16 protein-coding genes and 1 riboswitch are annotated in these 23,406 nt (G+C 71.6%); of the genes, 8 read left to right on the forward strand and 8 right to left on the reverse strand.

What is annotated here, in order from left to right; all coding sequences use genetic code 11:
- Window positions 1-1,101, reverse strand: a complete 1,101-nt coding sequence (gene ribD / locus OCT49_RS04530) for a bifunctional diaminohydroxyphosphoribosylaminopyrimidine deaminase/5-amino-6-(5-phosphoribosylamino)uracil reductase RibD (RefSeq protein ID WP_283850606.1) — start codon at window positions 1,099-1,101, stop codon at window positions 1-3.
- Window positions 1,102-1,254: 153 nt separating this feature from the next.
- Window positions 1,255-1,385: riboswitch (FMN riboswitch) on the reverse strand.
- A 267-nt stretch (window positions 1,386-1,652) separates the two neighbouring features.
- On the opposite strand from ribD, the gene OCT49_RS04535 reads away from it, so the two are divergent.
- Window positions 1,653-3,974, forward strand: coding sequence for a chitinase C-terminal domain-containing protein (locus OCT49_RS04535; RefSeq protein ID WP_283850607.1), 2,322 nt, complete (start codon window positions 1,653-1,655; stop codon window positions 3,972-3,974).
- 301 nt (window positions 3,975-4,275) lie between these two features.
- On the opposite strand, the gene OCT49_RS04540 is transcribed toward OCT49_RS04535, so the two are convergent.
- A complete protein-coding gene (locus tag OCT49_RS04540) occupies window positions 4,276-5,466 on the reverse strand; it encodes an ROK family transcriptional regulator (protein WP_283850608.1) in 1,191 nt (396 codons plus the stop codon).
- A gap of 146 nt (window positions 5,467-5,612) precedes the next feature.
- On the opposite strand from OCT49_RS04540, the gene OCT49_RS04545 reads away from it, so the two are divergent.
- Window positions 5,613-6,845: an MFS transporter gene (locus OCT49_RS04545; protein ID WP_283850609.1), complete on the forward strand. Its 1,233-nt coding sequence runs from the start codon at window positions 5,613-5,615 to the stop codon at window positions 6,843-6,845.
- Window positions 6,846-7,088: 243 nt separating this feature from the next.
- Entirely contained in the window at window positions 7,089-8,480 is a 1,392-nt protein-coding gene (locus OCT49_RS04550; protein ID WP_283850610.1) for a uracil-xanthine permease family protein, read from the forward strand.
- Between the two features lie 115 nt (window positions 8,481-8,595).
- Here the strand turns inward: OCT49_RS04550 and OCT49_RS04555 are convergent, their stop codons facing one another.
- The 6 genes from OCT49_RS04555 to OCT49_RS04580 form a co-directional block, all read right to left on the reverse strand.
- Window positions 8,596-9,546 (reverse strand): GNAT family N-acetyltransferase, encoded by a 951-nt coding sequence (locus OCT49_RS04555; protein WP_283850611.1) that lies wholly within the window; start codon window positions 9,544-9,546, stop codon window positions 8,596-8,598.
- Complete coding sequence (locus OCT49_RS04560) at window positions 9,543-11,648, reverse strand: putative phage tail protein (protein ID WP_283850612.1); 2,106 nt, start codon at window positions 11,646-11,648, stop codon at window positions 9,543-9,545. The genes OCT49_RS04555 and OCT49_RS04560 overlap by 4 nt, the downstream gene beginning before the upstream one ends.
- A 162-nt stretch (window positions 11,649-11,810) precedes the next feature.
- The gene (locus tag OCT49_RS04565) at window positions 11,811-12,650 is read right to left on the reverse strand and encodes an SDR family NAD(P)-dependent oxidoreductase (RefSeq protein WP_283850613.1); all 840 of its coding nucleotides are present in this window, start codon (window positions 12,648-12,650) and stop codon (window positions 11,811-11,813) included.
- Between the two features lie 206 nt (window positions 12,651-12,856).
- Entirely contained in the window at window positions 12,857-13,702 is an 846-nt protein-coding gene (locus OCT49_RS04570; protein ID WP_148837571.1) for an amidohydrolase family protein, read from the reverse strand.
- Complete coding sequence (locus OCT49_RS04575) at window positions 13,699-14,886, reverse strand: mandelate racemase/muconate lactonizing enzyme family protein (RefSeq protein WP_283850614.1); 1,188 nt, start codon at window positions 14,884-14,886, stop codon at window positions 13,699-13,701. The genes OCT49_RS04570 and OCT49_RS04575 overlap by 4 nt, the downstream gene beginning before the upstream one ends.
- Window positions 14,886-16,256 (reverse strand): aspartate aminotransferase family protein, encoded by a 1,371-nt coding sequence (locus OCT49_RS04580; protein ID WP_283850615.1) that lies wholly within the window; start codon window positions 16,254-16,256, stop codon window positions 14,886-14,888. The genes OCT49_RS04575 and OCT49_RS04580 overlap by 1 nt, the downstream gene beginning before the upstream one ends.
- Before the next feature lie 291 nt (window positions 16,257-16,547).
- Between OCT49_RS04580 and OCT49_RS04585 the strand changes: the two genes are divergently transcribed.
- From OCT49_RS04585 to OCT49_RS04605, 5 genes are all read left to right on the forward strand, one after another.
- Window positions 16,548-17,405 (forward strand): IclR family transcriptional regulator, encoded by an 858-nt coding sequence (locus tag OCT49_RS04585; protein WP_283850616.1) that lies wholly within the window; start codon window positions 16,548-16,550, stop codon window positions 17,403-17,405.
- Window positions 17,406-17,612: 207 nt separating this feature from the next.
- Entirely contained in the window at window positions 17,613-19,760 is a 2,148-nt protein-coding gene (locus OCT49_RS04590) for a putative phage tail protein (protein ID WP_283850617.1), read from the forward strand.
- A gap of 27 nt (window positions 19,761-19,787) precedes the next feature.
- On the forward strand, window positions 19,788-21,044 hold the full coding sequence (locus OCT49_RS04595) for a Gfo/Idh/MocA family protein (RefSeq protein ID WP_283850618.1): 1,257 nt from the start codon (window positions 19,788-19,790) through the stop codon (window positions 21,042-21,044).
- Window positions 21,045-21,091: 47 nt separating this feature from the next.
- Window positions 21,092-22,348, forward strand: coding sequence for an extracellular solute-binding protein (locus OCT49_RS04600; protein ID WP_283850619.1), 1,257 nt, complete (start codon window positions 21,092-21,094; stop codon window positions 22,346-22,348).
- Between the two features lie 152 nt (window positions 22,349-22,500).
- Window positions 22,501-23,406 carry a carbohydrate ABC transporter permease gene (locus tag OCT49_RS04605; RefSeq protein WP_283850620.1) on the forward strand — a complete coding sequence of 302 codons (906 nt, stop codon included), beginning with the start codon at window positions 22,501-22,503 and terminating at the stop codon, window positions 23,404-23,406.

Raw genomic sequence — 23,406 nt, forward strand, 5'->3', positions numbered from 1 at the left:
TCAGTTTTCCTTCCGGTCGGTGCCGGGGACGGCGGTGATGCGCAGATCGGGGCCGATGCGGACGGTCTCGGTCACATCGAGGCGCAACGCCTCTGCGAGGGTGGAGATTCCGGCGTCGGCGAGGGCCGTGGGCCCGGCGCCGAGGAGCACGGGGGCGAGGTAGCCGACGACCTTGTCGACCGTTCCCGCGGCGACGAAGGCCCCGGCCAGGGTCGGGCCGCCTTCGAGGAGTACGGAGCGGATGCCGCGCCCGTGCAGGGCGTCGAGCAGGGCGGGGATGTCGAGGCCGGGGCCGGTGGCGGCGCGCGGCAGCCGCAGGACGGCCCCTTCGGGGAGGTGGCGGGCGTCGGCGTCGTCGGCGACGGCGATCAGGGTGGGCGCGCCGTCGTCGAGGACGCGGGCGCCGGGGCGTACGGCGGTGGCGGTGGTGTCCACGACCACCCGCAGGGGCTGCACGGCGCCGTCGACGCCCCGGACTCCGAGCTGCGGGTCGTCGGTGCGGGCGGTGCCGGAGCCGACCACGACGGCGTCGGCCTCGGCGCGCAGCCGGTGGACGTCGGCGCGGGAATCGGCGGAGGTGATCCAGCGGCTGGTGGCGTCGGCGGCCGCGATCCGGCCGTCGAGGCTCGCCGCGTACTTCCACAGGACGTACGGGCGGCCGAGCCGCACCGAGGTCAGCCAGGCGGCGTTGCCCGCTTCGGCCTCGGCGGCGAGGAGCCCCCCTTCGACCTCGACCCCGGCCGCGCGCAGGGTGTCCGCACCGCCGGTGGCCTGCGGGTTCGGGTCGCCGACCGCGTAGACGACCCGGGCGACGCCGGCCTCGGCCAGCGCCTGGGCGCAGGGGCCGGTGCGGCCGGTGTGGTTGCAGGGTTCGAGGGTGACGTAGGCGGTGCCGCCGCGGGCCCGGTCGCCCGCGGCGCGCAGGGCGTGGATCTCGGCGTGCGGGCCGCCGGCCCGCTGGTGGAAGCCCTCGCCCGCCAGGTGGCCCGCGGCGTCGAGGACGACACAGCCGACGACGGGGTTGGGGCTGGTGGAGCCGAGGCCGCGGGCGGCGAGCTCGATCGCTCGGCGCATGGCGGTGATGTCGGCTGCGGTGTCCACCGGGTCCTCCTGCCTCTTCGGGCACGGACTCCGGGGCTGTCGATGACGACAGAAGAGCGGGAACGCGACAGGGGAACGCCGAATGCCGGAAGAACGGACGGATCGGTCGCCCGAAACCATCCGCCGACGGCGGCGTACCCGTGAAACGGCCCGCCGCGCACTGCCTCCCATCCGGACTTTAACCGTCGGTCCAGGAATTTCACCTGGTCAACCGGCCGCTGGATGCGGACGGGTCGCGGACTTTAACCGCCGGCTCGGAATTTCACCGACCCCGGAGTGCGCTGCTACTGGTACAGGATCAGTGTGCCACGCCCGCCGCTGAGCCATGCGGGTGAGTGGCTGTGGACTGTCTCACAGGGGGCGCACGGCGGGGCGCAAACGGACAGCAACCCCCTAAAGGTCCAGACCTATTGACTCATTGGTCTAGTCCTCTTAATCTCTGCGTCACCTCCGAGGAGCCGTCCCGCGGTGTGCGCACACCCGGGACACCGACACGAGCCACCCCCCTCGTCAGTTGTGTTTCCGCCGAACCTCCCCGAGAGGAACCGAACGTGCTGTCCCCCACCCGTGCGAGAGCCACCCTGCTCGCGGCCGGCGCCACCGCCGCCGCGCTGCTGCTGGGTTCGCTCGCCGCCACCCCGTCGGCCGCCGCCGACCAGGAGTCCTGTCGTCCGGACGGGCTCTACCAGACCCCCGGCGTACAGGTCCCCTACTGCTCCGTCTACGACACCGAGGGCCGCGAGAAGATGGGCGCCGACCATCAGCGGCGGGTCATCGGGTACTTCACCAACTGGCGTACCGGGAAGGACGGCAAGCCCGCCTACCTCGTCCCCGACATCCCCTGGGACAAGGTCACCCACCTGAACTACGCCTTCGCCCACGTCGACGGCGACAACAAGCTCTCCGTGGGCGCCGACGGCCCGGACAACGCCTCGACGGGCATGACCTGGCCGGGTGTCGCCGGTGCCGAGATGGACCCCGAACTCCCCTACAAGGGCCATTTCAACCTGCTCACCAAGTTCAAGAAGAAGCACCCGAACGTGAAGACCATGGTGTCGGTGGGCGGCTGGGCCGAGACCGGCGGCTACTTCGGCGCCGACGGCGAGCGGGTGGACTCCGGCGGCTTCTACTCGATGGCGACCAACGCCGACGGCTCGGTCAACCAGGCCGGCATCGACACCTTCGCGGACTCGGCCGTCGACTTCGTCAGGAAGTACGGCTTCAGCGGCGTCGACATCGACTACGAGTACCCGACGACCATGAAGGACGCGGGCAACCCGCTGGACTGGACCCTGTCCAACGCCCGCCGGGCCGGCCTGGTCAAGGGCTACGCCGCGCTGATGAAGACCCTGCGCGAGAAGCTCGACCGCGCGTCCGCCATCGACGGCACCCACTACCTGCTGAGCGTGGCCGCCCCCTCGTCGGGCTATCTGCTGCGCGGCATGGAGACCTTCCAGGTCCAGAAGTACCTGGACTACGTCAACATCATGTCGTACGACCTGCACGGCGCGTGGAACGAGTACGTCGGTCCGAACGCCGCGCTGTACGACGACGGCAAGGACGCCGAACTCGCCCAGGCGAGCGTCTACTCGACCTCCCAGTACGGCGGCACCGGCTACCTCAACACCGACTGGGCGTACCACTACTTCCGCGGTTCGATGCCGTCCGGCCGGATCAACATCGGCCTGCCGTACTACACCCGCGGGTTCAAGAACGTGCAGGGCGGCACGGACGGACTGTGGGGCAGGGCCGCCACCACCGACTGCCCGGCCGGCGCGGGGCTGACCAAGTGCGGTGACGGCGCCGTCGGCATCGACAACCTCTGGCACGACCTGGACGACGCGGGCAAGGAGTCGCCCGCCGGTTCCAACCCCATGTGGCACGCGAAGAACCTGGAGAAGGGGGTCGTCGGCGACTACGTCACCGACTACGGCTTCCCCGCCGACACCGAGCTGACCGGCACCTACGCCCGCAAGTACGACTCGACGCTGGTCGCGCCCTGGCTGTGGAACGCCGAGAAGAAGGTCTTCCTGTCCACCGAGGACGAGCAGTCGGTCGCCGCGAAGGCGGACTACGTCGTCGACAAGGGCATCGGCGGCACCATGATCTGGGAACTCGCGGGCGACTACGGCTGGAACGCCGCCAAGGGCCAGTACGAGCCGGGCTCCACGCTCACCTCGACGATGTACGAGAAGTTCAAGTCGGCCGCCCCGTACGGCGCGAAGCGCTCCACCATCGACCTGCCCGCCGAGGCGATCGACATCGACGTGTCCTTCGAGCAGTTCCCGCTCGGTGACTCCAACTACCCGATCAGCCCCAAGCTGAAGATCACCAACAACACGAAGGCGACGCTGCCCGGCGGCACCGAGTTCCAGTTCGACTACGCGACCTCGGCCCCCGCCAACGCCAAGGACCAGTCCGGCTTCGGCACCACGATCGTGCGCAGCGACCACACCGCGGCCAACAACATCGGCGGGCTGAAGGGCGACTACCACCGCGTCTCGCTGAAGCTGCCCGGCTGGCAGAGCCTGGCGCCCGGCGCCTCGGTGCAGGTGGACTTCGTGTACTACCTGCCCACCTCCACCCCGTCGAACTGGACGGTGACCTTCGGCGGGAAGTCGTACGCCCTCGTCGCCGACCTGGCGCGCGGCACCACCCAGGTCGAGCCCGGCACCGGCACGACGCCGTCGCCCGACCCGTCGACCCCCGGCGGCGAATGCACCGCCCCCGACTGGAGCGCGGGTTCCGAGTACGGCGCCGGCACGACGGTCAGCCACGACTCGCACCAGTGGAAGGCCCGGTGGTGGACGAAGGGCGAGACGCCCGGCTCCACCGGCGAATGGGGCGTCTGGCAGGACCTCGGGGCCTGCTGACGCCCTCCCCGAACCGCCCGACGGTGACCGGATCGCCCCCGGTCGCCGTCGGGCCCGCCCGCGTTGCAGGGCGGTTTGCTTCGCGGGTGGCCCGTTCCCGGCAGGGGTCGCCGGTGCGCCGGATTTGGTAGGGGCGGGCGGGAAAAGGGGCCGGGATTCCCCGCCGGGTGGTTCAACCGGGCGGTTCAGCCGACTCGTTCAGTCCGCCGGTTCAACCAGGTGGTTCAGTCGGTCGGTTCAACCGGGTGGTTCAGTCGGCCGGTTCAGCCGACTCGTTCAACCGGGCGGTTCAGCCGCCGGTTCAGCCGGTCGGGGTGAACAGTTCGTCCTGCGCCGCCTCCCGGGCGGCGAGCAGCGCGCCCCTCAGGACCGCGCCGCCGCCCAGCCGGCCGGCCCTGACCTCGGTGCGCAGCGGGGACATCGTGGCCAGCCGCTCCTCGACCCGGGCCGCGAGCGCGTCGCCGCCCGCGTGGCCGACCTCGCCCGCGAGCAGCACACAGCCGGGGTCGAGGACCGCGGCGACGGCGGCGGCACCCAGCGCGAGGCGTTCGGCCAGGACGTCCAGGAACGCCTCGTGCCTGCCCTCCCCCGCCAGGGCGGCCCGCACGGCCGAGGCCGCGCCCGGTTCCTTCTCGCCCCCGGCCGGGCCCGGGGGCACGACGATGCCGTGGGCGGCGGCCAGTTCGCAGACCGGGGCGGAGCCGACCAGCGAGTGGAAGCCGCCGTCGCAGTTGAGCGCCGAGGGGACGCCCACCACGCCGGGCAGCGGCAGGAAGCCGATCTCGCCCGCGCCGCCGGAGGCCCCGCGGCGGAGCGCGCCGTCCAGCATGACGGCGGCGCCGATGCCGTGGCCGAGCCAGAAGAGCACGAAGGTGTCACGGTCGCGGGCCGCGCCGCTGCGGTGCTCGGCCACGGCGGCGAGATTGGTCTCGTTCTCGACCAGCACGGTCGCGGGCAGCCGCTCCTGGAGCACCCGCACCAGTCGCCGGTGCCAGGCCGGCAGGCCGGTGGTGTCGCGCAGGTCGCCGGTGACCGGGTCGATCAGTCCGGGTGCACCGATGCCGACGCTGTGCAGGGGGGCGGGGCCGGCCTCGCGCGCGATGCGCTCCAGCAGGGCGGCGGCCTGTTCCGCGGCGGTGTCGGTGTCCATGCCGCCCTCCACCGGCAGGGTGGCCTCGGCGAGCGTGTTGCCCAGCAGGTCGGCGACGACCATGGCGACGCCGCCGGTGCGCACGTCGAGGGCGGCGAGGTGGGCGCGGTCGGCGACGATCCCGTACAACCGGGCGTTGGGGCCGCGCCGCTCGGCGCCGGACTCTCCGACCACCTCGACCAGTCCGGCCTCCCTGAGCCGTTCGACGAGGTCGGCGACGGTCGGCCGGGACAGGCCGGTCAGGTTCTTCAGCTGGGTGGCCGTCAGCGGGCCCTCCTGCTGGAGCAGTCGCAGGGCGAGCCGGTCGTTGATGGCTCGGGCGGTGCTCGGTGATGCGGGCATGCCGGGATCCTTCCAGATCTCCGCCGGACCGGACGCACGGGCGGGCTATTTATCAGGCAGGGTTCCTGATAGTTTACGACCCGCACTGTCGACAACGCGCGCCGGACCACCGACGGCGGAAGAATCCCAGGGGAGGGCACGGCGGCATGACAACGGATTCCACCGAGACGGTCTTCGGTACGGAGCAGGTGAGGCGGGCCAGGTTCGCCATCGCCGCGGTCTTCACCGTCCACGGCGCGGTGACCGGCAGCTTCGCCACCCGGGTTCCCTGGATCCAGGACCACGCCGGGGTCAGCGCCGGACAGCTCGGCCTGGCCCTGGCCTTCCCGGCGATCGGCGCCTCGCTCGCGATGCCGCTGGCCGGCGCGGTGAGCCACCGCTTCGGCGCCCGGACCGCGCTGCGCGGGCTGCTCGCCCTCTGGACGCTGGCGCTGGTCCTGCCCGCGCTGGCGCCCGGTCTGCTGACGCTGTGCGCGGCCCTCTTCGTCTACGGGGCGACGGCCGGCATGTCGGACGTGGCGATGAACGCCCTCGGCGTCGAGGTGGAGACCCGCCTCGACAAGTCGATCATGTCGGGGCTGCACGGGATGTGGAGCGTGGGCGCCCTGATCGGCTCGGCGGCGGGCACCCTGGCCGCGCACCTGGGCACCGACGCCCGGCTGCACCACGCCCTGGCCGCCCTGGTGCTCACCGCGCTCGGCCTGCTGGCCTGCCGGGGCGTGCTCGACCTGCGCGGCGAGCCGGACGAGGAGCCGCCGCCGCGCTTCAGCCTGCCGCCGAAGTCGGCGCTGATCATCGGCGCGGTGGGCTTCTGCGCGGTGTTCGCCGAGGGGGCCAGCCTGGACTGGTCGGCGGTCTACCTCCGGGACGTGATGGACACCTCCGCCGGACTCGCCGCGGCCTCCACCACGGCGTTCGCGCTGACCATGGCGGTCGCCCGGATCGCCGGCGACAAGGTCGTCGACCGCTTCGGCGCGGTGCGCACCGTGCGGGTCGGCGGGGTCCTCGCGACGGCGGGCGGCGTGCTCGTGGTCACCGCGCCGAGCACGGTGCTCGCCCTGTGCGGCTTCGGGCTCCTCGGCCTCGGGGTCGCCGTGGTCGTCCCGCTCGCCTTCGCGGCGGCGGGGCGCAGCGGCCCGAACCCGAGCCAGGCGATCGCGGGCGTCGCCACGATCACGTACACCTCCGGGCTCATCGCCCCCTCCGCGATCGGCTCGCTGGCCGAGGCGACCTCGCTGGTCGTCTCCTTCGGCCTGGTGACGGTGCTGGCGTTCGGCCTGGTGCTGGGGGCCGGGGTGCTGCGGGCGGGCGACCGCCGGCCCACGCCGTCCCCGGACGCGGGCGCGACGAAGGCGGCACCGACCGAGCCGCGCCCGTGAGTCGGAGGCCGGAGCTCTGAGCCGGAGACCGGGCCGCTGAGCCGGAGGGCGAGCCCCTGAGCCGGGGCCGGGCCGCGCCCCGGGCGAGGGGCCGTATCGGCCGGGCAGGGGCCGGCAGGCTCCCTACCTGCGGCCCGGCCGAGAGGACCCCACGATCCGGCATTACCATGGCGCTGATCATTTCGGCGGAAGCGCCACGCCCATCGGGGCGGTGGGCTCCGTATCTACCCCCAGGGAGCGACCATGGACCTCGGCGTGCGCTGGACCCTGCACGGCGACGGGAAGACCCCCGCGCCGGGGGCCGTGGTCCGTCCGGACGAACGGCTCTCCTGGCCCCGTACGTTCGGCCTCGGCGCCCAGCACGTGGTCGCGATGTTCGGCGCGTCGTTCGTCGCGCCGGTGCTGATGGGTCTGGACCCCAACCTGGCGATCATGATGTCGGGTGTCGCGACGGCCGTCTTCCTGCTGGCCACCCGCGGCCGGGTGCCCAGCTACCTCGGCTGCTCGCTCTCCTTCGTCGGGGTCGCGGCGACGATCCGGGCGAGCGGCGGCAGCAGCGCCGTGGTCACCGGCGCGGTGTTCGTCGTCGGTGTGGTGCTCCTCCTCGCCGGTCTCGCGGTGCAGCGGTTCGGTGCCCGGATCATCCACGCGGCCATGCCGCCGGTGGTCACCGGCGCGGTCGTCATGCTGATCGGCTTCAACCTGGCGCCGGTGACCGCCTCGACGTACTGGCCGCAGGACCAGTGGACGGCGCTGCTGGTGATGCTGTTCACCGGTTTGGCCGTAGTGTGCCTGCGCGGATTCTTCTCGCGCATCGCGATCTTCCTGGGCCTGGTCTTCGGGTACGTGCTCTCCTGGGTCCTCGACCAGGTCTTCGGCAAGATCCACTCCCCGGCGGGCGGTGCCGAGGCCGTGGACCACTGGCGGCTCGACCTGTCGGGCGTCGCGAAGGCCGACTGGATCGGGCTGCCGTCCTTCCACGCGCCGAGCTTCGAGTGGTCGGCGATCCTGGTCGCGCTGCCGGTGGTCATCGCGCTGATCGCCGAGAACGCCGGGCACGTGAAGGCCGTGGGCGAGATGACCGGCTCCTCGCTGGACGACAAGCTGGGCACCGCGATCGCCGCCGACGGCGCCGCGTCGATGCTGTCGACCGCGGTGGGCGGCCCGCCGAACACCACCTACTCGGAGAACATCGGCGTCATGGCCGCGACCCGGGTCTACTCCACCGCCGCGTACTGGGCCGCCGCCTGCTTCGCCCTGCTCTTCGGCCTCTGCCCCAAGTTCGGCGCGGTCGTCGCCGCGGTCCCCGGCGGGGTGCTCGGCGGCATCACCGTCATCCTCTACGGCATGATCGGCCTCCTCGGCGCCCAGATCTGGCTGCACGCCAAGGTGGACCTGCGCAATCCGCTGAATCTGGTCCCGGCCGCCGCGGGCATCATCATCGGCGTCGGCGGCGTCGGCCTGAAGATCACCGACAACTTCGAGCTGAGCGGGATCGCCCTGGGCACCATCGTGGTGATCACCGGCTACCACGTGCTGCGGGCCTTCGCCCCGGCGCACCTCAAGACCCAGGAGCCCCTGCTGGACGCGGGAACCTCGGCGTACGACGAAGAGGACCCGACGGACAAGCGGTGACGGCCGGGCCGGACCGGCGATGACGCGGCGACGGCCGCGGCGGGACGATGTGTCCGCCGCGGCCGTCGCCGCGTTCCCGCGTCCCGTCGCCGGGCCTCTTTCCCTCGGCCGTCGCTCAGAAGCAGTCGCCGTACCAGTGCACCGCGCCGGGCGCCGTGACCGCGGCCCGGACGGATTCCGCGGTGGCGTGCAGCGGGCGTGCCATGCCCACCCGCTCCGTCACCCGCCGGGCGTCCCTCAGCAGGGCCGGCAGCGCGGCCCGGACCCCGGGTTCGTCGGGGAGCCGGACCCGGGCCCGCTCCAGCCCCGCCGCCCGACCCCGTTCGCCGACCGCTGCGAGCAGTTCCCCCAGGGACCCGGGTGTCCCCGCGAACTCCCGCACCTCGACGTACTCCCCCACGTGCTGGGCCACGATCCAGCCGGCGAGCGCCCCCGACGCGGGGTCCTCGGCCACGAGCCACCGCTCGGCCGGGCCGTACCAGGCGGGCACGCGCACCGCCCAGTCCTCGGCGCTCCGCAGCGAACTGAGCGGCCGGTCCGCGTTGTACGCACGGTGCAGCGCGGCCACCCCCGCGGTGTCCCGCTCGGTGGCCGGCCGAATGCGGAAGGTTGTCCCCGCGGCGGACGGCGGTGCGAGCGTCCCGCCGGTGAGCGTCCCCTCGGTGTACGCGCTGTCGAACTCCTGCCAGCCCGAGCCCCGGTAGACGCCGGGGGTGCCGGTGAACAGCAGCGACCAGGCGCACCCCTCGGCCCGCATGGTGCGCTCCGCCTCCACCAGCAGCCGCCGCACCAGCCCCCGCCCGCGGGCCTCGGGGCGGGTGGCGACGCTGCCGATGCCGCCGACCCGCCGCGGGGCGCCGTCCGCGTCGCGGATCGTCCTCGGCACGTAGACGACGACCGCGTCGATCCCGTCGCCCGCGGTGTTCTGCGCGACGAAGGTGTGCCGGTGGCGGTCCGGGTCGAGGGCGTGCAGGGCGGTGACCTGCGGGGCGTCGAAGCACAGCCGCCACAGCCCGGCCAGCTCCGGGTCGTCGGCCGGGGTGGCGGTCCGGATGACGGCGGTCACAGGATCAGGTTCCCGTCCGTGCGCACCGACGGGCCGTTCGCGGGCATCGCGGTGCGCTTCGTGCCGTCCTCCACGCACCCGGTGTGCAGGGCCGAGGCCAGGGCGCCCGGGGCGAGGTGGAGCGTGCCGCCGGTGAAACGGCTGCCGCTCGCCGCGTAGTGGTTGGTGCCGTCGGCTATGCGGATGTGGGCGGTGTCCGCTCCGGAGGCGACGCCGGCGATCCCGTTGATGTCCCAGGTGACCTTCCCGGAGCCGGCGGCCCGGCCGAGCAGTGCCTTGGCCTTGTTGCCGCCGGTGAGACGGACCCCGCCGGTGAGGGTGATCCGCTGGTCGCGCACGGCGCTGAGTTCGATGCCGGTGTTGTCGTAGTGCCCGCCGTCGATCCGCAGGTCGGCCGAGCCGACCGAGAGCGGCGCGGCGTTCTCGGCGCCGATGACGGTGCAGTCGGTGAGGTGGACGGGCCCCGCGCCGCGCAGGATCGCGCCGTCGACGCCCTTGAACGTGCAGCGCACGAAGTGGACGGGGGCGGTGACCGGGGTCTGCACGAGGACGGCGCCGGCGGGCGGCTCGAAGGAGCAGTCGCTGATGGTGGTGGGGCGGCCGGAGCGGGCGGAGCGCTGGGCGACGGCGAAGGTCTTCGCGGTGCAGCCGCGCACCTGGGCCCCGTCGGCGTTGACGGTGAGGGTGCCCGCCTGGTCGAAGGTGGGGCGGGCGATCACCGTGACGTCCTCCAGGGTCAGGTCGGTGATCTTGGTGTTGGCGGTGAACCAGGAGCAGACGTGCCGTCGTACGGTGATCCGCTTGGCGGAGATGCCCCACTGCGCACCGGAGTTGGCGATGTCCATCAGCCCGGAGTTGCCGTCGAAGAGCAGGTCGTGCTCGTACTGGCCGTGGGTGGTGAAGGGGTTGCCGCCCGCGTCGTCGCCGTCGCCGTGGCAGTTGACGACGGTGCAGTAGGCGGAGGCGGTGAGGTCGTTGAGGTGGCGCACGTTGCTGGTCGTGCAGTCCGCGACCCGCCCGTACAGGCAGTAGATCTGCTGGGTGAGGTAGCCCGCGCCGCCGTACTCGACGGTGGGCGGGTTCTTCAGGGAGCAGTCCTCGGTGCGGAAGCGGGTGCACCAGCGGCGCATGATGACCGGCCAGAAGGAGCCGGTGGCGTGGATGCCGGAGACGTCGCAGCCCACCGCGTACTCATAGGAGACCGGGTGGGAGCCGGTGTACTCGTCGCGGCCGGCGCCCTCGAAGACCATGTTGCGGACGTGGGCGTCGCGGACCGGTTCGACGCGGGTCCAGGTGAGGGTGCGTCCGGCGGCGAGTTCCCAGCCGTTGAGGTAGCCGATCCGGATGTGCGTGGCGTCGACGATCTCGGTGATCTCGACGAGCTTCTGCAGTTCGCGCTCGTCGCGCCCGCCGCCCTCGACCGGGGCGACCTGGACGGCCCACCACTGGCCGACCTCGAACGCCTTGGCGTCGGGGACCGGGAAGGTGTCGGTCAGCTCGATGACCTTGGCGGGGAGCGCGTGCTCGACGGTGGTGTCGGTGAGGGTGCCGCGGAAGGAGAGGACGGCGCCGAAGGGGTTGTCGTGGGTGTTCTTCTCGATGCCTTCGGTGCGTATGCGGTTGCCGCCGAAGTCGAGTTCGATGTGGGAGCGGTCGAAGAGGTGGCGTTTGGTGAACAGGAGGTCGGTGTGGGCTTCGATGCGGTGGACGCTCTTGTCGGCGATCATGGCGTCGAGTGCGGCGTCGGCGGGGGTCTTGGCGTCGAAGTGGCCGAAGGTGCGGAAGTCGAGGGTGCCGGTGTGGAGCTGGTGCCAGCGTCCGGTCTTCGCGTTCCTGGGTGCGATGACGGTGCCGTTGTTGTGGGCGGCGGTGGACGTGGGGTCCCAGCGCAGGGCCATGCCGCCGCCGTCGCCGGGGCGGGTGTGGCCGGCCAGGAGGATCTGGGTGCCGGCGGCGAGCGGTTTGGTGTTCAGCTCGCGCAGTTCGGCGACGGTGTCCAGGCGCAGTACGTCGCCTGCCCGGGCGGGCGCGGCCTGCGCGGTGCCGGAGGCCGCGGCCGTACCGGCGATGACCAGACCGGCCAGACCCGAAGCCCGCAGCACGGCACGACGGGACGAAACGGAGGAGGAATCTGAGGACGAGGCATGGACGGACATGGCGGAGGCGCTCCTCGCGTTGTCGATGCGTGTGTCGATACGTGCTCGATGCATGCTCGGTACGGGCTCGATGCGTGCTCGGTGGGGCCGGCCGCCGGTCGGCCGCGGTCAGATCGTGTTGCGGTAGGGCGGCATGAAGCGCATGCGCGGCATCTGGTCGGCCAGCACTCCCCCGTCGACGACGATGCGGGCCCCGGTGAGGTACGCCCCGGCGTCCGAGGCGAGCAGCAGCAGGGCGCCCACGCATTCGTCGGGCCGGGCGTACCTGCCGAGCGGGATGCGCTCGCGGTACGCGGACTCGAAGGCCTCCCGGTCGAAGGGGAACTCGCCGTCGATGGGGGTCTCGACCATGCCGGGGGCGAGGGTGTTGGCGGTGATGCCGTGCGGGGCGAGTTCGACCGCCAGGGTCTCGGTGAGGAGCTGGGCGGCCGCCTTGGAGGCGTTGTAGTGGGCCAGCCCGGCCTCGGCCACCAGGGCGTTCTTCGAGGTGATGGTGATGATGCGGCCCGGCACGGAGTCCGCCGTCATGTGCTCGGCGACGCGCTGGCTGAGGAAGAAGACGGCGTCGACGTTGACCCGCATGATGTGCGACCAGCTGGCGGGGGTGATCTCGTTGAAGCGTTCCAGCGCGGCCGTGCCCGCGTTGTTGACCAGGATGTGCAGCGGTCCGGCCTCGGCGCGCACGGTGTCGACGAAGTCCGGCAGCGCGTCGATGTCCGCGAGGTCCTGTCCGTAGGTGCGGCAGCGCCGGCCGAGCGCCTCCACGGCCGCCGCGGTCGCGTCGATGCCCTCGGCACCGGGCAGGTCGACGAGCACCAGGTCGGCGCCGGCCTCCGCGAGGCCGGTGGCGAAGGCCCGGCCGAGGCCCCGGGCGGCACCGGTCACGACCGCGGTGCGGCCGGTCAGGTCGAAGCGCTCGGTTCCGCGCGGCGGGAGGGCTGCGGTCATGGCGGGGTTCCTCCAGGCGGAGAGGTACGGGGGGAGGGTTCCGGTCCGGTCTCCGGACGGGCCCGGGAAAAGGAGTTCCGGTCGCCGGGGAGGTCCGGGCCGCCGCGCCGGGACACTTGGGGTCGCGCGGCGGCCCGGCTGTCGGCCGCGCCCGGGAGCAGGGGGATTGACCCGGCGCCGTGCCGACAGGTTCGGGGGACGGGGGATCAGCCGTCCAGGCCCAGCAGTTCCAGCGACGGCCGGTGGATGATCTCCTCCACCTTGTCCACGTCGAGCGGCGGCAGCCCGGGTATGCCGGGGACGCGGGCGATCTCCCGCAGCCCCTTCACCGAGTCGTCGACCGTCGTGAACGGGTAGTCGCTGCCGAACATCAGCTTGTCGAAGACCCCGTAGTCCTGGACCAGCCGCAGGCTGTGCCAGAGCTGGAAGGGCCGGTAGTGCAGGGCGCTGATGTCCGCGTACACGTGCGGGTGCTTGCGGATGACCGCGATGCACTCGCCCTCGAAGGGGTGGCCGAGGTGGGCGAGGACCATCCGCAGTTCGGGGTGGCGGATGGCGACCGCGTCCAGGTGGCGGGGCATCGCCCACTCCAGCGGCGCGCTCGACACGAAGGTCGTGCCGGTGTGCACCAGGAGCGGGAGGCCGTGCCGTTCGGCGTACGCGTACAGCTCGTCGTACTCCTCCGCGGCCGGGTCGAAGCCCGCGTACATCGGCATCAGTTTGATGCCGCGCAGGCCCAGTTCCTGGTGGCCGTACCGGAGTTCGTCCTGCCAGCCGGGCTGGGTGGGGTCGAGCGAGAGGTAGCCGATGAGCCGGTCGGGGTGCGCCGCGACGTACGAGGCGACGGCGGTGTCGTCGACCCAGAGGCCGCTGCGCCGTGCCTTGCCCCCGACGACGATCGTGCGGGTGCCCTCGGGGGCGGTGGCGGCGTACTCCTCCCACTTCACCGTGAGGTCGACCTCGCCCGCGTGGGCGCGGGCGGAGTCCGACTCGAACGGTTCGGTGAAGTCGTGGCTGTGCCGGAAGAGGTGGGAGTGGACGTCGACGATCATGTCCGGTTCCGCTTCTCCCAGCCGTCCGCGAACATGTTCCAGAAGCGGTGGCTGGGCGGGTGTTCCTCGAAGACCTCGTCGACGAGTTCGACACCGAGGCCGGGTGCGGTCGGCAGGCCGATGCGGCCGTCGACGACCGGCAGGGTGCCCTTGAGGGCGTCGAAGACGTAGTCCTCCAGGAGGCCGTCGAAGGTCTCCAGGATCTTGAAGTTGGGGATGCCGAGCGTCGCGTGCACCGAGACGGTGGTGCAGAGCGGCGAGTTGGAGTTGTGCGGGGCCACGAGCATGCCGTGGGTGTCGGCAATCGCGGCGAGCTTCCTGACCTCGGTGAAGCCGCCGGCCATGGAGAGGTCGGGCTGGATGATGTCGACCGCGTTGGTGGCGAAGAGCTGCTTGTACTCGTAGCGGTTGTGGAAGTGCTCGCCGCCGGAGATCGGGAACGCGGCGCGCTGGCGCAGTTCCGCGTAGCGCTCGATGTGGGTCCAGGGCATCGGCTCCTCGAACCAGCCGATGTCGAACGGCTCCAGCTCGCGCACCAGCCGGGCCGCGGTCGGCATCGCGAACCGGGCGTGCCCCTCGATGAAGAGGTCCACGTCCGGCCCGATGGCCTCGCGGACGGCGGCCACGAGGTCGACGGAGCGGCGCAGTTCGGCGCGCTCCAGCTCGTGCAGTCCGGGGCCGAAAGGGTCGAACTTGAGAGCGGTGAAGCCCTTGGCGACGGTCTCGCGGGCCTTGGCCGCGAAGGTCTCGGGCTCGCGTTCGCCGGTGTACCAGCCGTTGGCGTACACACGTACGTCGTCCCGGCAGGCGCCGCCGGTCAGCCGGTAGGCGGGGACGCCGAGCGCCTTGCCCATCAGGTCGTACATCGCCTGGTCGAGGCCGGACAGGGCGATGCCGCCCATGTCGCCGCCGCGCAGGAAGTCGCCCTGGTAGACGCGGAGCCAGAGCTCCTCGACGTCGAAGGGGTCGGCGCCGATGAGGTGGCGTCGCGCGATCGCCTCGGTCAGGTCGCAGACCTCGCCGACGCGGTAGGGGTGGGTGATCTCGCCGATGCCGGACAGGCCCTCGTCGGTGTGGACCCGGACGTAGCCGAAGTCGCGCCAGGAGGTGCCGAGCATCAGGGTCTCGACCCGGGAGATCCGGCCCGCGGGGCCTGCGGGGCGGGTGCGGTTGACTGTGAGCATCAGCGGGTCGCTCCGCCCATGGTGGAGGTGTTCTCCAGGTCGCGGGCGCCGCCGTCGGCGAGCACGGCCTTGACCGCGGCCTCGGTGCCCTCGACGAGGCGGTCCACGTCGGCGTCGGTGTGGGCGTAGCTGATGTGGCTGCGCTTGAGGTTGAGCGGCAGCTCGAACAGGCCGTGCTCCAGGAGCTTGCGGCGGTAGCCGACGAACAGCGAGGCGTCGTTGTTCAGCAGGTCCGCGTAGGTGCGGGGGGCCTCGCCCGGCATGAAGTAGCTGACGAAGACGGAGCCGTAGCCGGTGACGACGGCGGGGACGCCGAGGCGCTCGTACAGGGCGGTCAGCTCGGTGCGGGCCCGCTCGCCGAGCCGGAAGACGTGCTCGTGGACGGGTTCCTCGCGCAGCTTGCGCAGGGTGGCGAGGGCCGCGGCGACGACGGACGGGTGGCCGTTGTACGTGCCGGCGAAGAAGGCGGGGGCGCCGGGGCGGGTGGAGAAGAGGTCCATCAGGTCGGCACGGCCGCCGATCGCGCCGACGGGGGCGCCGTTGGCGATGGCCTTGCCGAGGGTGGTGAGGTCGGGGGTGACGCCGGAGATCTTCTGCCAGCCGCCGATGTCGTGCCGGAAGCCGGTGATGACCTCGTCGAAGATCAGGACGCTGCCGGCCTTCGTGGTCTCCTCGCGCAGCGTGGTGAGGAACTCCTGGTACGGCAGGAGCGCTCCGACGTTGTGCGGGACGGGTTCGACGATGACGGCGGCGATGTCGGAGCCGTGCTCGGCGAAGGCGCGGCGGACGGCCTCGCTGTCGTTGAACGGCAGGACGAGGGTGGCTTCGAGGACCTCGGGCAGGATGCCGGTCGAGATCGGGTCGTGGCCGCCGACCTTCTCGGGCGCGGAGATGACATTGAGGCTGACCGCGTCGTGCCAGCCGTGGTAGCAGCCCTGGAACTTGACGACCAGGCGGCGGCCGGTGGCGGCGCGCGAGACGCGCAGCGCGTGGAACGTGGCCTCGCTGCCGGTGCTGGTGAGCAGCACCTTCTCGATCGACGGGATCAGCTCGGCGAGCTGTTCGGCGAGGAGGATCTCGCCCTCGGTGACGCCGACGCCCATGTGACCGAGGGTGGCGCCGGCCTCGGCGGTGGCGCGGGCCACGTCGGGGTCGTTGTGTCCGAGCAGCGGCGGGCCGAAGGCCGAATGGAAGTCGGTGTACTCGCGTCCGTCGGCGGTGCGGAACCGCGCCCCGTCGGTCCCGGTGACGACCAGGTCGGTCAGTCCGGGAACGCTGCGCTGCCCGCTGTTCACTCCGCCGGGCACGACCAGGCGGGCGCGTTCGGCGAGTCGGGCTCCGGATCCGTTCTCCACCGGGCCTGAACTCATATCGCTTGCTCCTTGCGTCGAGAGTCGTCGGTTTTCGCAGGCCCTGCCCGGCCCGTGAGTCCCTGGCGCCATCCGCCCGGCAGTCGCCGCAGGAAGAGGGTGATCCGTGATGTTCGGGGTGATGCGTTTTATTGCTTCGAACGCTGTTCTGTAGAGCAGAACAGTGCCTGGATATTACGTGCGGCGCCTGGGGTGGTCAACCCCTCCGGGGGCATCGGAAGGGCCTTTTCCGCGCTTTCTTCACAGGGAAACCGCCGCACACCCCCTCGGGAGGCACTAGGCTGTTCTGCTATGACGAACAGTGCTGCCCCAGAAGAACCGAAGTACTGGGTCAAGAGCGTGGCCAGGGCAGCGGACATCCTCGAGGCGCTCGCCGCCCCCTCCCAGGGGAACGGTCTGAGCGTCACGGAGGTCGGCCAGGCCTGCTCCATCTCCAAGAGCGCCGCCTTCGGCATGCTCCAGACCCTGCGCGCCTACGGCCTCGTCTCGGACGACGGCGAGGGCATGAACCGCCGCTACCGGCTCGGCATGAACCTGGCCAGGCTCGGCGACCGGGCCCGCGCCCAGGTCTCGCTGCGCGGGGTGGCCCACCCCGTCCTGACCGAGCTGACCCGCACCACCGGCATGGCCTCCCGGCTCGCCGTGCCCGAGGACGGCCACGCGGTCGTGGTCGACCAGGTCGAACTCGACCAGCGGGTCCGGCTGGACCTGCGGATGGGCCAGCGCGAGCTGCCGCACTGCACCGGCCTGGGCAAGGCGCTGCTGTCGGCCGTGCCGCAGAGCGAGGCGGCCTCGGTCGTCGAGCGGTTCGGGCTGCCCCGGCGCACCTCCCGCACGATCACCGACCCGGCGACCTTCCTCTCGCACCTGCGCGACATCGCCCGGGTCGGCTACGCCCTGGACGACGAGGAGGACGCCGAGGGGATCATCTGCATCGGCGCCCCGGTCTTCGACGACCGTGCGGTGTGCGCCGGGGCCGTCTCGATCACCGGCCTCAAGCTCGGCCTGCCGGCCTGGCGCTACCAGGAACTGGGCGGCCAGGTGCGGGACGCGGCCCGCCGGATCAGCCTCTCGCTCGGCTGGGTCGAGGAGCCGGGACAGGCCATATCCGACAGCGCCACACCGCATTCCGACGAATTCAGCTCTTGACCAAACGACGCAACCAGTCGTAGGTTCCCTGCCAACCCCGGTGACACTCCCACGTCACCGGCGATTTACCCCATCCGGTCCGCTTCCGACGCCTGCCCACCGCGCCGCGAACACTCCATGACCGGACCCTTTTCAGCCATCCGCCTCAGGGCAGTCCCCGCAGGAACGCTCCCTCACTCGTCGCACTTCTCGGAAGGCGAAGTCCGCATGAGCGTTCCGCCCCCCTCCTCCTCCGTTTCGTCCCGTCGTGCCGTGTTGCGGGCTTCGGGTCTGGCCGGTCTGGTCATCGCCGGTACGGCCGCGGCCTCCGGCACCGCGCAGGCCGCGCCCGCCCGGGCAGGCGACGTGCTGCGCCTGGACACCGTCGCCGAACTGCGCGAGCTGAAAACCGGACCGCTCGCCGCCGGCACCCAGATCCTCCTGGCCGGCCACACCCGCCCCGGCGACGGCGGCGGCATGGCCCTGCGCTGGGACCCCACGTCCACCGCCGCCCACAACAACGGCACCGTCATCGCACCCAGGAACGCGAAGACCGGACGCTGGCACCAGCTCCACACCGGCACCCTCGACTTCCGCACCTTCGGCCACTTCGACGCCAAGACCCCCGCCGACGCCGCACTCGACGCCATGATCGCCGACAAGAGCGTCCACCGCATCGAAGCCCACACCGACCTCCTGTTCACCAAACGCCACCTCTTCGACCGCTCCCACATCGAACTCGACTTCGGCGGCAACCGCATACGCACCGAAGGCATCGAGAAGAACACCCACGACAACCCCTTCGGCGCCGTCCTCTCCTTCCGCGGCACCCTCACCGACACCACCGTCAAGCACACCCTGGGTGCGGCGATGCCGGACCTGTCGGACCTGTTCGAGGTCGGTGACTCGTCGAAGTTCTCCGTGGGCCAGTGGTGGGCCGTGGAGGTCAACGCCCTGGCGGGCAAGTACGAGAAGGAGATCCAGCGGCTCGTCCAGGTCACCGATGTCGTCGACGCAACGCACATCCGGGTGAACTACAAGATCGGCTGGGACCTGGCCGCCGGACGCACCCTCACCTGGACCCGCGTCGAGCCCGTCGACCGCGCCCACGTCCGCAACATGGTCTTCGAGGGCTGGGGCGAGGACGAGATGTCCGGCTCGCACCCGGTCGCGTACGAGTACGCGGTGCGCTGCGACGTCTCCGGGATCGAGGCCGTCGGCACCTTCTGGCCGGTCGTGATGCGCCGCTGGTGCACGTACTACCGCACCGAGCAGTGCTCACTGACCAACCCGAAGTCGGTCACGTACGGCGGCGCGGGCTACCTCACCCAGCAGATCTACTGCCTGTACGGGCACGTGGAGGACTGTCACACCTCCAACGCCCGCCACCTCAACGACTTCACGGCCTCGGCCTACTGCTACGTCACCAACTGCCACGGCGACGGCGACGACGAGGGCCCGTTCGTGACGCACGGCCAGTTCGAGCACGACCTCGTCTACACCGGCAACTCCGGGCTGATGACCTTCGCCAACTCCGGCGCCGCCTGGGGCGGCCGGGCCAAGCGGATCACCGTCCGCCGGCACGCCTGCTCCTGGTTCGTGGCCCGGGTCAAGATCACCGATCTGACCCTGGAGGACGTCCTCGTCATCGGCAAGAAGTCCCTGTCCGGCTCCGGCATGCTCTGGGTCAACGCCGACGGCGTGCAGATGCGCGGCTGCACGGCCACGGGACCGCTGATCGTCTCCCGGGCCTCGGACCTGTCCGCCCGCCCCAATGTGATCGCCGACTCCTCGTTCGCGTTCGCGGCCGGCGCGGAGATCACCCAGGCCAACGTGACCGCCCCGCTCGCCCTCCGGCGCAACGTCCTGAAGGGCGTCGACGGAGCGGTGTTCAACGGCACCGGGCCGCTCGTCCTGGACCAGTGCACGCTCACCGGCTCGAAGGACACCGCCCCCGTCTCGCTCAAGCACACCGACATCACCGTGCTGGGCGGCGAACTCCGCGACACCGGGCTCAAGCTGGCCTCCGACAAGGACCAGCGGCTGCGCGTCGACGGAACGCGGCTGAACGGCACCAACAAGGACGGCGCCCTGCTGTCGCGCACCGGTGCCGGACGGACCGTCGACTGGCAGCTCTCCGGCCTCGACTCGACCGCACCCAAGGGCACCGCCCACGTACTGGTCACCGAGGGCCCCAACCGCTACCGGGCCACCGGCTCCACCTTCACCGGCGGCCGGCTCGAACTGCGGCCCGCGGCGTTCACCGGCAGCAGCCACCTGCTGCACACCGGCTGCGTCGAGGACGGCACCGAGCGCACCGCGCTGCCGGACGAGGGCGAGCGCGTCTCCCACAGCGCGGCCACGCTGCGCATCTGACCACCCCATCGAGCACCAGGGATTCCCGTGTCCACGCATACCCCGATCACCGGCCGGCCCGTACGGGTCGCACTCGTCGGCGCCGGCAACCGCGGTCTGACGTACGCCGAGTGGATCAAGGCGCACCCCGAGCGCGCCGAGCTCGTCGCCGTCGCCGACCCGCGCCCCGCGGCGCGGGCCGCCGCCGGCGCTCCCGTCGAGTTCGACGACTGGCGCCCGCTGGTCGAGAACCGCATCGCCGACGCCGTCGTCGTCGCCACCCAGGACCGCTTCCACGTGGAGCCGGTGCTGGCCCTGGCCGAGGCCGGCTACGCGATCCTCGCCGAGAAGCCCCTCGCCCCGACCGAGGAGGAGACCCGGCGGATCGTCGAGGGCGTGGAGCGCTCCGGAGTCCTGTTCGCGGTGTGCCACGTCATGCGGTACACCCCGTACACCGACCTGGTGAAGGAGGTCGTGGACTCCGGCGTGCTCGGCCAGCTGGTCTCCCTCGACCATCTGGAGCCGGTCGGCTGGTGGCACTACGCGCACAGCTACGTGCGCGGGCCGTGGCGCAGCGAGAAGGACTCCTCCCCGATGCTGCTCGCCAAGTCCTGCCACGACCTGGACTGGATCACGTACGTCATGGGCGGCCGGATCGAGCAGGTCTCCAGCTTCGGCGGACTGAAGCACTTCCGGCCGGAGAACGCACCGGCCGGGTCCGCCGGGCGCTGCCTCGACTGCGCGGTCGAGGACGGCTGCCCGTACAGCGCGCTGAAGCTGTACATGCCGACACTGCGCGAGAAGGGCGCGGTCTGGCCGGTCACCCACGTCACCGAGGCGACCGACGAGGCCGGTCTCGTGCAGGCGCTGCGCGAGGGCCCGTACGGCGTCTGCGCGTACCGGAGCGACAACGACGTGGTCGACCACCAGGTCCTCGCCATGCAGCTGACGGGCGGGGTGACCGCGACCTTCCAGATGGTGGCGTTCACCGAGCAGACCCACCGGCAGACCCGGATCTTCGGCTCGCACGGCTGGCTGATCGGCGACGGCGAACGGGTCACGGTGCAGGACTTCCGGACCGGTGAGTCCACCGTCCACGAACTCGGCGCGTCCGGTTCGAACGCGGCCGACGGGCACGGCGGCGGGGACGCCGGGCTCGTCGACGCGTTCGTCACCGCCGTCGCCACCGGTGACGCCGGGGCGGTCCGCTCCGGTCCCGCCACCTCGCTCGGCAGCCATCTGGCGGCGTTCGCCGCCGAACGTGCCCGGCACACCGGCACCGTCCAGACGGTTCCGGCCCGGTGACTCCCCCTCTTCCCCGCCCCACCCTCACGTCCTCGGAGGACCAGCTCATGTCCCGTCTCCTCACCCGCCGTTCCAGAGTCCGCGCCGTCGCCGCCCCCGCGCTGGCCACCGCGCTCGCCGTCGGTGTGCTGGCCGGCTGTTCCGGCAGCGGCAGCGACGACAACACCGTCACCATGTGGACCTACCCGGTCATCTTCGACGAGGCCAAGAACAAGGCGTACTGGGACGGCCTGGTGAAGGCGTTCGAGAAGGAGCACGCGGGCGTCAAGGTGAAGGTGGAGACCTTCCCGTGGGCCAACCGCGACACCGCGCTGGCCACCGCGATCGCCTCCGGCAAGGGCCCGGACGCGGTCTACCTGATCCCCGACCAGCTGCCGAAGTACGCCAGGAGCATCGTTCCGGCCGACGATTACATGCCGTCCGAGGCCAAGTCGGACTACACCGACTTCGCCCTGAAGTCCGTGATGTACGACGGCAAGGCGCTCGGCACTCCCGTCCTGACCAGCGCCAACCCGCTGATCTGTGACAAGCGGGTGTTCGAGGCGATCGGGGAGAAGGGCTACCCGACGAGCTGGGCGGAGCTGGAGGCGCTGGCGCCGAAGCTGAAGAAGAAGGGCTACTACGCCACCAGTTACAGCGGTGACACCCAGCAGACGCTGAACATGACCTTCTACCCGCTGCTGTGGCAGGCCGGCGGGGACGTCTTCTCCGAGGACGGCAAGCAGGTCACCTTCAACGACGCGGCCGGTGTGAAGGCGCTGACGTACCTGAAGAAGCTCGTCGACGGCGGCTACACCGACAAGGACCTGGTCACCACCACGCCGAAGCTGGAGCAGACCCCGACCGCCAAGGGGAAGGTGGCCTGCACCTGGCAGAACACCCCGGCGGACGTCGAGCCGTTCTGGGGCAAGGAGAACATCGTCGTCCAGCCGCCGCTGAAGGACGTCAAGTCGGTCGGCTACGGCACCGTCGGCGCGCTGTCCATGCTCAAGGGCGCCGACAAGAAGAACACCGGCGACTGGCTGAACTTCGTCGCCGAGTCGAAGAACGCGGCCGGCCTCCAGAAGGGCGCGGGCTACTTCCCGGCCCGCAAGTCCGGCGGCGACCTCTACCCCGGCGACGCGCTGCAGACCGCGGTCGGCGCCACGCTGCCGAGCATGACCGTGGGCCCGCTCCAGGACAAGGCCCGTGAGGTCCAGGGCGTGCTCGCGCCGGAGATCCAGGCGGCACTGCTGGGCAAGAAGAGCCCGCAGGAGGCGCTGGACGCCGCGCAGAAGGCCGCGCAGGCAATGCTCGGCCGCTGACCGGGCGCGGTGCCCGGGTCCGGCCGCACCCCGACCCGGGCACCGTTCCCTCCCCGGGGGCCCCAGGGCCTCTCGTTTGGATCACGCCGGTTCAAACGAAAGACCCTGGTCCCCGATCCCCCGCAATTCCCCCGTACCGCAAGGAGATCGCCGTGGCAGTGGTCGCGGAACCCACCCGCCGGGGCCGTCGCAGCGGGCCGCAGGCGCGCCGCGAGGCCCGGATCGGCCTGCTCTTCGTCCTGCCGTGTTTTCTGCTGTTCCTGGCGTTCCGGTTCGGTCCGGGTATCGCCGGGGTGCTGATGAGCTTCACCGACTACACGCTCACGGGCGGGGGGAGTTTCGTCGGGCTGGACAACTTCACCCGTCTGTGGGACGACCCGCTGTTCTGGCAGGCGCTGAGGGTCACGGTGCTCTACACCGTGCTCGCGGTGCCGGGCACGCTGATCGCCTCGGTGTCGCTGGCGCTGATCACCCGCCGCGCGTTCCGGGGGGCCAGGTTCTTCCGGTCGGTGTTCTTCCTGCCGGTGGTCACCTCGCTGGTGCTGGCCGCCACCGTGTTCGTCTGGATCTTCTCCACCGGTGGGCCGTGGTCGACCGTGATGGGCTGGTTCGGGCTGCCGGAGGGTTCCTGGCTGTCCGACGACGTGCTGGTGCTGCCCGCGCTCGCGCTGGTCGGGGTCTGGTCGCGCTTCGGGTACGGGATGCTGATCCTGCTGGCCCGGATGCAGGACATCCCGCGGGAGCTGGAGGAGGCGGCGCTGACCGACGGCGCCGGTGCCTGGCAGCGGTTCCGGCACATCGTGCTGCCGCAGCTCAAGCCCGCCCTGTTCTTCCTCGCCGTGATCGAGACGACGGCCTCCTTCCAGGTCTTCGACGCCGTCTACACGATGACCGGCGGCGGCCCCGCCAACGCCAGCTACACGCTCGTCTTCCAGCTCTACGACGCGGGCTTCAAGTACTTCGACCTGGGTTACGCCTCCGCCATCGGCGTCGCGCTCTTCGCGCTGACCGTGGTGGTCGCGGTGATCCAGCGGCTCGTGATCGGGAAGGACCAGTGA

Source organism: Streptomyces sp. ML-6 (assembly GCF_030116705.1).
Classification (GTDB): domain Bacteria; phylum Actinomycetota; class Actinomycetes; order Streptomycetales; family Streptomycetaceae; genus Streptomyces.